The sequence below is a fragment of the Streptomyces sp. NPDC093252 genome, assembly GCF_040683675.1.
Lineage (GTDB): Bacteria > Actinomycetota > Actinomycetes > Streptomycetales > Streptomycetaceae > Streptomyces.
In genome coordinates this window covers 153,559-162,763 of sequence record NZ_JBFBEM010000018.1, presented here as the reverse complement: position 1 = coordinate 162,763, position 9,205 = coordinate 153,559, and the positions used below count along the sequence as shown (strand labels likewise).

Genomic DNA, 9,205 nt, shown 5'->3' with positions numbered 1-9,205 from the left:
CGTGCCCGGCGGGGAGGTCCGCGGCACATCACGGGACTTCCCTGAGCGGTCGAGGTGGAAAAGGGGGGCGTGGCCCGCCGGGTACTGAACCTTCCGCGCCATCTTCGCCAGGGCCGTCAGGAGCGTCAACAGACACCCGCCGCCTGCGCGTTCGGGTGTTCAACCGCGGCGGCGCCACGGTTAAACAGCGGACGGCTAGGAATACGGACAGGTACTCGCGCAGACTTTCCGGGTCTTGGGGCCGCCACTGCCGCCGGCGGTGGGAGGAATCGACCGGGGAGTGGATTTCTGGTGATGGACACAGCCGCCGGGAAAACCGCGGAGCATGTTCCACCGGAGCGTCCGGCACTGCCGCCGGAGATCGCGGAACTCACCGATCCCGGCCATCGCGAGGACCCGTACCCCTATCTGGACCGGCTGCGCGAGCGCTCCCCCTACAAGCCGTTCGACGGGCTGGTCGTGGTGGGGCGGCACACCCAGATCTCGTCGCTGCTGCGCGACCCGGCGATGAGTTCGGCCCGGGACCGGGCCACCCTGGCGCCGACCCCGCGGGGGCCGCGCACCCTCAACTTCATCCATCTCGACCCGCCCGACCACACCCGCTACCGCCGGCTGGTGGCGGGCGCCTTCGCGCGCCGGCAGGTCGCGGGCCTCGAACCCCGGATCCGGGAGATAACCGCCGGCCTGATCGCGGCGGGCGCGGAGTCCGGGACGTTCGACGTGGTGGCGGGCCTCGCCTATCCCCTGCCGCTCCAGGTGATCTGCGAACTGCTGGGCGTCCCCTTCGAGGACCGGCAGCAGCTCCAGGACTGGACGGGCGTCCTGTCCGAGGAACTGGAACCGCCGCTCGGCGGGGCCCCGCAGCCGCCGGCCCGGGAGGCGACCCGGGCGCGCGCCGGGTTCGTGGCGTACTTCCGCACGCTGATCGAGGCCCGCCGCGCCCACCCCCGCGACGATCTGATCTCGCACCTCCTCCAGGTCGAGGAGCACGGCGAGCAACTGGACGACGCGGAAGTCCTGGCGACCTGTGTGCTGCTCCTCAACGCGGGCTACGAGACCACCGTCAACCTCATCGGGAACGCGGTGCTGGCGCTGCTGCGCCATCCCGACCAGTACGCGCGGCTGCGCGCGGACCCCGTGCGCAGGGCCCCGGCGGTGGTGGAGGAGGTCCTGCGCTACGACGCCCCGGTCCAGATGACCACCCGGGTCGCCCGCGAGGCCGGGTCGATCGGCGCGGCGGAGCTGCGGCCCGGGGACACGGTGCTGCTGTTGCTGGGGGCCGCCAACCGGGACCCGGAGGTCTATCCGGACCCGGCCGCCTTCGACATCGACCGCACCCCCGCCGCCCCTCATCTGACGTTCTCGGCGGGCCCGCACTTCTGTCTCGGGGCGGGACTGGCCCGGCTGGAGGGGGCGGTCGCCCTGGAACTCTTCGCCACTCATCTGGACGCGCCCCGGCTGCGCCCCGGCGAACTCGTCTACCGGCCCAATCTCAATCTGCGGGGCCCGGCCCGGCTCCCGATCGCCCTGGACGCCGTCCGCCCCGGCCGGGTGCCCGGCGCCCGGTCCGCCGCCCCCGCCGAAGGACGTTCCCATGACGCATGACCAGACGCACGACCCGACACATGACCAGAAACACGACCTGACGAACGACCGGACGTACGACCTGACCGACGCCCCCGACATCGTGACCCTGTTCCGCCAGCAGGTGGCGGCCCGGCCGGACGCCGAGGCCCTCGCGTATCTCGCCGACCCCGCCGACCTCGACGGCGGGGTGCGGCGCTGGTCGTACGCCCGCCTCGAGCAGGAGGCCCGGATCCGCGCCGTCCGGCTGCGCGCCGCACTGCCCCCGGGCTCCCGGGTGCTGCTGCTGCACCCGACCGGGCTGGAGTTCGCGGCGGCCCTGTTCGGGTGCCTGTACGCCGGGATGATCGCGGTACCGGCCCCGCTGCCGGGCGGCCACCGTCACCACCGCAGACGCCTCGCGGCCATCGCCCGGGACTCGGGCGCGGCGGCCGTGCTGACCACGGCGGACCAACGCACCGAGGTCGTCGAGTGGGCGGCGGAACTGCCGGGCGAGCCGATGGCGGTGATCGCGGGGGACCTGCCGGAGCCGGATGCCGGGGACCTGCTCGCCGCCGCCGCGCCGGACGGGTGGCGGCCGGTGCCGGTGGACCGGTCGACGGTCGCCGTGCTCCAGTACACCTCGGGCTCGACCGGCGACCCCAAGGGCGTGGTGCTCCGGCACGACCACATCCTCTTCAACGCCGCCGTCGGCTCGCCCCCGCTCGACTTCACCGGGCAGGTCGGCGGCTGGCTGCCGCTCTACCACGACATGGGGCTGTTCACCCAGATCGTCTGGCCGCTGCTGCTGGGCGGCCGTTCGGTGCTGATGGCGCCGATCGCGTTCATCCGGCGCCCGGCCCAGTGGCTGCGGATGATCGACGCCTTCGGTGTCGGACTCTCCTTCGCCCCGAACTTCGCGTTCGACCTGTGCACCCGCAAGGTCCGCGAGCAGGATCTCGCCGGACTCGACCTGTCCCGCTGGCGGGTGGCCGGCTGCGGCTCGGAGCCGATCGACGCGCGGGTCCTGGCCGCGTTCGCCGAGCGGTTCGCACCCGCGGGCCTGGACCCGCACGCGGTGACCGCCTGCTACGGCATGGCGGAGACCTCGGTGTACGTCTCGGTCGGGCGCCCCGGGCCGCTGCGGAGTCACCCGGTCGATCTGGAGGCGCTGGCCCGGGGCGAGTTCACCCCGGCGGCCGGTGGCGGGGCCACCCGGGAGATCGTCGCCTGCGGCCGTCCGGACGCCTCCTACGACACCCTGATCGTCGATCCGGAGACCCGGGAGGTCCTGCCGGGCGGGCGGCTGGGGGAGATCTGGCTGCGGGGGCGGAGCGTGTCGTCCGGCTACTGGGGGCGCGACGACAACGCCGACGTGTTCGACGCGGCGACGGCGGACGGCAGGCGCGGCTTTCTGCGCACCGGGGACCTCGGTGTGTTCAGCGGCGGGGAGCTGTATGTCCACGGGCGGCTCAAGGACCTGATCATCGTGCACGGCCGCAATGTCTATCCGCAGGACATCGAGTACGAACTCCGCGCGCAGCACCCGGAGCTGGGCCGTACCGGGGTGGTCTTCGCCGGTCCGGGGGCCGACCCCGGCGCCCCCGACGCGTCCGTGGTCGTCACCCATGAGGTGGTCGGCATCCCGGCCGACCGGCTGCCCGCGCTCGCCGCCGAGATCCGGCACACGGTGGGCCGCGAGTTCGGGATCGCCGTCGCCACCGTCGCCCTGGTGAAGCCGGGCACGGTCCTGCGGACCACGAGCGGCAAGGTCCGCCGCTCGGCGATGCGGGACCTGTTCCGGGAGGGCCGTCTGGTCTCGCTCCACCAGGACTAGGGCCTGTCCGGACGATCCCGGCGACAGGCCCTCACACTGACGCGCCCCTCTTCCCGCCGCGCACCCGAGGAGACATCACCGTGCACCCTCCGACGACCGGTCCCACGACGGACCCCATGACGGACGACGGCACCGAGGCCGGGCTGCGCGCCTGGCTCCGCGCCTATCTCGCCGAGGAGCTGAGGCTCACGCCCGACGAGATCGACCCCGACCAGCCCATGTCCGTCTACGGTCTGGACTCCGTCCGGGCCATCACCCTGATCACCGAGGCCGAGGACCACATCGGCTGCGAACTCGACCCCAACGCCCTGTGGGAGTACCCCACGGTGGCCGCCTTCGCCGGTCTGCTCGCCGAGCACGCGGCACGGCTGCGTCCGGCGTCGTCGTAGACCTCAGGAGGCGGTGCGGCCGGTCGCCGCGTCCGCGCAGTACAGCCGGTGCCGTCCGCCGTCCGACGCGGCGAAGAGCACCCGGTCGGCGCCGAGCGGCACCGGCCTGCCCACCTCCCCGGCGCCGCCGCGCCACAGCTCGCGGCCGTCACCGACCGCGGCGATCTCCCGCCCGTCGCCGGTGAACACCTGCTCCGGGCCGACGGCGAAGTCCCAGGGCGCGAGGGACCGGCCGTCCCGCCCCCGCACCACCTGCCGGACCGGGCGCCCCCGGGCACCGGCCCGGACCGCGTGCAGCACGGGATGCGCGGTGCCCGGCCCGCCCAGCGGCCGGGCACGGGTCACGGCGTACACCCAGCCGTCCGCGCCGACCGCGGTGTCCAGCAGCAGGACCCGCCGCCACGGCGCGACCGACACATCGAGCACCGGCTCCGCCGTCGCCCCGGATCCGTCGCGGCCGAAGAGCCGGATCCGGGCGCGGAGCACGTCCTCGAACAGGATCCCGCCGCCGTCCACCAGCTCGGGGCTGCCGTACACGCGTCTCAGGGCCCCCTCGGGGAAACGGATCCTGGACACCTCCTCCCCCGTGTCCGAGGCCCGTACGGACAGTTCCTGCTGCTCCCAGACGGGGAAGACGGCCCCGTCGACGGGCCCGCCCGGGTCGAGGAGCCGACCGTAGGCACCGCGCCAGAGTCCCTCGCCGGTACGGGTGTCCAGCGCGCGCGGGGCGTCGGCGCCGACGATCACCCGGTCCCCGCGCACCAGGACACGCCCCAGGTGGGGGAAGACGCGCTCCCACAACCGCTCCCCCGACCTCGCGTCCACCCCGGCGAGCACGCTGCCCTCCTTGGTGGAGTGGCTCCACAGCAGCACGACCGTCCCGGCGCCGAACGCGGTGGTCCGCGGGTCCTGGCCCCGGAGCGTCCAGCGCACCGCGCCGCTCGCCGTGTCCAGCGCCGCGAACCCGGCCGGCAGCGGCAGCACGACGACCCCGTCCGCGCCCACCGCCTCGGCCGGCACCGGCCCGGCGAGCGGATCACTGCACCACAGGATCCGGCCGCCCCCGGCGTCGAGGGCGGCGACCCGGCCGCCGTCCACCGGCACATACACCCGGGACCCGACGACACCGGGCGTCCCCACCTCCCCCGCCCGCAGGGTCCACAGCCGACCGTCGTCCACGTCGACGGTGAGGGGCACTCTGGCATCGGGCACGGCGGGGGCTCCTCCGGAGCGAGACGGGTCGGGTCCCCGGAGGGTAACGGGGCGGCCGGCCGGGACCGCGAGGGGGACATGCCTGGGCACCGGGCCGGGAGCTGGGGCGGGGCCCGGGTGGGGACCCAGGTGGGGTCTGGGTCGGGTCCCAGGCGGGGTCTGGGTCGGGGGACCCAGGTGGGGCCCGGGTCGGGACCCAGGTGGGGCCCGGGCATCGGGCCGGAACCGGGGCCTGGGCCGGGCCCGCCCCTCGCGGCCGACGACAGGTGGTGCCGGGCGCGTCCGGGTCGCGCCGACCGGCACTCACCGGCGCCGCAGCCGCGCGGCGTCCCGGCGGTGCCGGTACCGTCCCTACGCGATCCCCGCCGTCACATACCGTTTGCCCTCGGCGTTCTCCACCAGGATCTCCTTGACCCGGTCGGCGGGGACCGCCGCCGAGCCGTCCAGGTTGGCGCCCTTCTCGGCGCTGCCGACGTGCCAGCTCCCGGCGATCTCGCGGGTGCCGTCGTCGGCGACGACGATCAGGCGGCACAGTTCCCCGGCGGGGATCCCGCTGACGGCCGCGTTGACCCGGACCCAGTCGCTGGCCGGGGTCACCCGGACCGCCATCCGGGCGCCGGTCCCGGAGTCGGTGACCGAGGCGACCCTGACCCCGGGGACGGGGGCGGGGACAGGGCCGCTCGCGGTGACGGTGGGGCGGGGCGGCGGCTGGACGGCGTCGTTGCGTTCGGCCGCGCCGCCGAGGAGGAAGCCCGCGCCGAGCAGGGACACCGTCGTGACCACCGCAGCCGCCGCGAGGGCACCCCGGCGCCGGATGTCCGACCGGGTGCGCTCCTCGGCGACCGCGCGCAGGGTCCGCCGGAGCATCAGATCACCGCCCTCGGGCGGCCCGTCGAGAAACGCCTCGGGCGGGACCTCGCCCAGCGCTCCCTTCAGTTCCCTCAGTGCGTCCAGTTCCACCCGGCACTCCTCGCACTCGGCGACATGGCCGTCGACCTCGCGGATCTCCCCCTCGTCCAGGGCGCCGAGTGCATAAGCGCCGAGCAAAGCGCTGTCGTGCTGCTGGGTGCTCATGCCGCCGCCTCCTTCAACACCATCAGCCGGGCGCCCCCGGGGTTGTCCGCCCCGTACAGCTCCCTCAGTTGTTTCAACGCATAGTGTGACCGGGATTTGACCGTACCGGCCGGTATTCCGAGGACCTCGGCGGCCTCGCTGACCGTGCGGCCCTGGAAGTAGATCTCCATCAGGACGTCCCGGTGGTCCGGGGAGAGCCGGTCCAGGGCCGCCATGACCACCATCGAGTCGACCACCGTCTCGGCGAGGTCGTGCTCCTCGGGGACCTGGGTGGTGGTCTCGGGGACCTCGGGCGGGCGGGCCGCCCTGGCGCGGATGCGGTCGGTGATGATGTTGCGGGCCACGGTGAGCAGCCAGCCCCGTACCGAGCCCTTGCCGTTGGCCAGTTTCTCCTGGTTGCGCCAGGCGCGGATCAGGGTCTCCTGGACGATGTCCTCCGCGGCGGCCCGGTCGCCGGTCAGGCGTTGGGCGTAGGCCAGCAGGGCTCTGCCGTGTTCCTCGTAGAGCGCCCGGACCACCACCTCGTCACTCGTCTTCTGCCGGGCGCGCGACCACAGTGCCGCCATCCGCTCACTCCGTCCTTGGCCGGTCCGATGTGCGGGACACGGACGCCGGGGCCCGGCGGTTCAACGCGGTCCGTGCGGGCCGCCGTTCAGCAGGCCGCGCCCTCGTTGAGGCACTGGGCGATCCGCTCGCGCCGGGCGTCCGTCATGACGGTGATGAACAGGGCGTGATCGGTCTTCGGGTGCCGTTTCTGCTCGGGGAAGGAGTCCACCGCGTAGGGGACCCCGGGGGGCAGGTCGTAGGCGAGGGTGAGGCGCAGCCGGGGGACGGGGAAGGTGGCCGGGGGGCAGACGCCGCCCGCCGCGGGGAAGACGAGGTGGGTGCGGTGGTTGTCGCTGTCGGGGGTCAGTCCGTTCCAGCAGCTCGGGAACTCCAGGGTGCGGGTGGTGCGCTCGCCGTCCGGGCAGCGGGGGTAGAGCGTGGTGTGCCGGCCGGGGCTGCCCGAACAGCCCCACCGGGCGCGGACGTCGGCGTCGGTGGTGGTGGCGGCGACCGGGTCGCCGGTGACGGCGCGCAGCCCGGCGGGCTGGGGGACGACCTTGCCGACCGGGTTGCCCAGGAACTCGACGCGGACCTCGGTGGGTGTGAGGATCCGGCCGGTGTTGCCGTGGAGCCCGCCGCCGTGGGCGTCGGCGTCGGCGCCGGGGGCGTCCAGGCGGCGCAGCACCGGCCAGTAGTAGGCGGAGCGGTCGCCGTCGGCGCAGGTGGTGCCCGCGGCGGCGAGGGAGGCGTCGGTGGAGCGGGCGTCGGTGCTGGTGTTGCCGATGTAGTCATGGGTGTGGTGGGCGCCGCCGACCAGGCCGGGGGAGATCACCACGTTGTCGGTGTTGCGGTGGCCGCGTTCGTTGCGTCCGCAGTCGACGGTGACCCGGCCGGTGGACGCGTCGGGGCCGAGGGCGGGCCCGGGGTCGGCCGGGGGCAGCGCGGCGGCGGCGATGTACTGGTCGGCGGGTGGCGCGCCGGGGGCGCCCGGAGGCCGGTCGGCGCCGAGCGCCACGACGCCGAGCGCCACGACCAGGAGCGTCACGGCGGCCGTGACGGCGACCGCGCTCCTCGTCGGCTTCTTCCGCGGACCGGTACGACTCTGGAACCCCACCCGTACAGGGTTCCAGCTTCTGAACGGCGGTTCAATAAAATCCGAACAGCCCGTGAATCTCTGCCCGTTGAACCCTTCCGCCGCCGCAGCCGTGTCCGTCCGGGCACCCGCCGAACCCGCCGAACCCGGCGATTGCGCCGAACCCGGCGAAACGGCGAGCCCGGCGGATCGCGACGACAGACGGGAGGAACCGTGGCCGAGATCTTCGTACCCGGCGAGGAGGTGGAGCGGGTGGGTGCGCTGCTGGCCCGGGTGATGGGCCTGATCGACACGCAGAACTCCGGCTTCGACGCCCGCGCGGTGGGCGCCCCGATGGTCAACGCGGGGCTGGAGTTCGACCGTTCCTGGGACGACGGGCGGGTGCGGCTGAAGAAGAACTGCACGGCCCTCAAGGACGCCTGCGACGTGGTGCTGAAGTCGTTCCGGGACCTGGACACCGACATGGGCAACCAGCTCACCGACGCGCAGAACGGAAGCGGCGGGACCGCTCCCGGAACCCCGGCCCCGGCTCCGTCCCCGTCCCCGTCCTCGGAGGAGACCTTCTCCGCCGAGGCGACCGCGGGTTCGGTGATCGCGTGACGGCGGCCTCGGCCGGGGAGGACGGCCGCCCGCAGGCCGGGCGCGGCGAGCCCGACTCGTTCACCCTGGCCGTGCCGGACACCTGGACGCTGTACGACCTGCACGGCGACGGGCTCGCCCGGGCCCGGGTCCGGGTGCTGCGCGAGGCCCGCGACCAGGGTGAGCGGGACCGGATCAACCGCCTGTTCCGCGGCGCCCGGCGGATCATGGTGTCGGCACGGCAGCGCGGCGCCCTGTACGCGGCCGGCACGACCACCCTGTACGAGGACGGGCTGCTGATGGCCGGGGTGATGGTCTTCCGGGTGACTCCCCCGCCGGGGCACGACTTCTCGGCACGGGAGCTGGCGGCGCGGTACTCGGCCGCCGGGGAACGTGAGCGCGGCACGCGCACCGGGGAGCGCGGACGCGGCCCGCGCACCGGGGAGCGTGAGCGCGGCGCGCACCGCCGGTTCACCGTGCACGAGCTGCCGCACGCGGGCCCGGCGGGGCGGCTGACGGGGCTGGAGACGGCCGACCCGACGGGTGACCTCTCGTACCGGCTGCTGGCGGTGAACACGGTGGTGCCGGTGCCCCGGTCGCGCAGTTCGGTCGTCATCAGTTGCTACAGCCCGAATCTGCCGCTGGCCGGGGAGCTGTACCGGGTCTTCGACGCGATCACCTCGACGTTCCGGTTCACGTATGTGCGGGAGGGGCCGGTGTCCTAGGAGCTGTCCACGGCGTCGATGTCCGGCAGTGCAGGGATGACTTCACGAACGGGCTGGTCCGGACCGCGCCGCGTCCGGGCTCTTTACGGCCGTCTCCCCTTCGGGGAAGTTCTTCACCTTGAAGACGCTTTTGATTCAGCCAATGTTCATCCAATGACCGGGCGTGCGAGCGCCGGGAGAGGGCGGG

The 9,205-nt window shown here is 74.2% G+C and carries 9 protein-coding genes; 5 read left to right on the top strand and 4 right to left on the bottom strand.

The annotated features are described in order from the left end of the window. Positions 1-294 precede the first annotated feature (294 nt). From AB0O01_RS32085 to AB0O01_RS32075, 3 genes are all read left to right on the top strand, one after another. On the top strand, positions 295-1,605 hold the full coding sequence (locus AB0O01_RS32085) for a cytochrome P450 (RefSeq protein WP_365318957.1): 1,311 nt from the start codon (positions 295-297) through the stop codon (positions 1,603-1,605). Further along, positions 1,595-3,400, top strand: coding sequence for a fatty acyl-AMP ligase (locus tag AB0O01_RS32080; RefSeq protein ID WP_365318924.1), 1,806 nt, complete (start codon positions 1,595-1,597; stop codon positions 3,398-3,400). Before AB0O01_RS32085 ends, AB0O01_RS32080 begins: the two co-directional genes overlap by 11 nt. A gap of 80 nt (positions 3,401-3,480) precedes the next feature. Further along, positions 3,481-3,789 carry an acyl carrier protein gene (locus AB0O01_RS32075; RefSeq protein WP_365318921.1) on the top strand — a complete coding sequence of 103 codons (309 nt, stop codon included), beginning with the start codon at positions 3,481-3,483 and terminating at the stop codon, positions 3,787-3,789. Positions 3,790-3,792: 3 nt separating this feature from the next. Here AB0O01_RS32075 and AB0O01_RS32070 read toward each other — a convergent pair whose 3' ends face one another. The 4 genes from AB0O01_RS32070 to AB0O01_RS32055 form a co-directional block, all read right to left on the bottom strand. Then, a complete protein-coding gene (locus tag AB0O01_RS32070) occupies positions 3,793-5,001 on the bottom strand; it encodes a PQQ-binding-like beta-propeller repeat protein (protein WP_365318919.1) in 1,209 nt (402 codons plus the stop codon). A 351-nt stretch (positions 5,002-5,352) separates the two neighbouring features. Next, the gene (locus AB0O01_RS32065) at positions 5,353-6,075 is read right to left on the bottom strand and encodes a zf-HC2 domain-containing protein (RefSeq protein WP_365318917.1); all 723 of its coding nucleotides are present in this window, start codon (positions 6,073-6,075) and stop codon (positions 5,353-5,355) included. Beyond that, positions 6,072-6,641 carry a sigma-70 family RNA polymerase sigma factor gene (locus tag AB0O01_RS32060; protein ID WP_365318915.1) on the bottom strand — a complete coding sequence of 190 codons (570 nt, stop codon included), beginning with the start codon at positions 6,639-6,641 and terminating at the stop codon, positions 6,072-6,074. The genes AB0O01_RS32065 and AB0O01_RS32060 overlap by 4 nt, the downstream gene beginning before the upstream one ends. Positions 6,642-6,727: 86 nt before the next feature. Continuing rightward, positions 6,728-7,735, bottom strand: coding sequence for a DUF1996 domain-containing protein (locus tag AB0O01_RS32055; protein WP_365318914.1), 1,008 nt, complete (start codon positions 7,733-7,735; stop codon positions 6,728-6,730). Positions 7,736-7,927: 192 nt separating this feature from the next. Between AB0O01_RS32055 and AB0O01_RS32050 the strand changes: the two genes are divergently transcribed. Continuing rightward, a complete protein-coding gene (locus AB0O01_RS32050) occupies positions 7,928-8,314 on the top strand; it encodes a hypothetical protein (protein ID WP_365318913.1) in 387 nt (128 codons plus the stop codon). After that, positions 8,311-9,018 (top strand): hypothetical protein, encoded by a 708-nt coding sequence (locus AB0O01_RS32045; RefSeq protein ID WP_365318912.1) that lies wholly within the window; start codon positions 8,311-8,313, stop codon positions 9,016-9,018. The genes AB0O01_RS32050 and AB0O01_RS32045 overlap by 4 nt, the downstream gene beginning before the upstream one ends. The last annotated feature ends 187 nt before the right edge of the window (positions 9,019-9,205 follow it).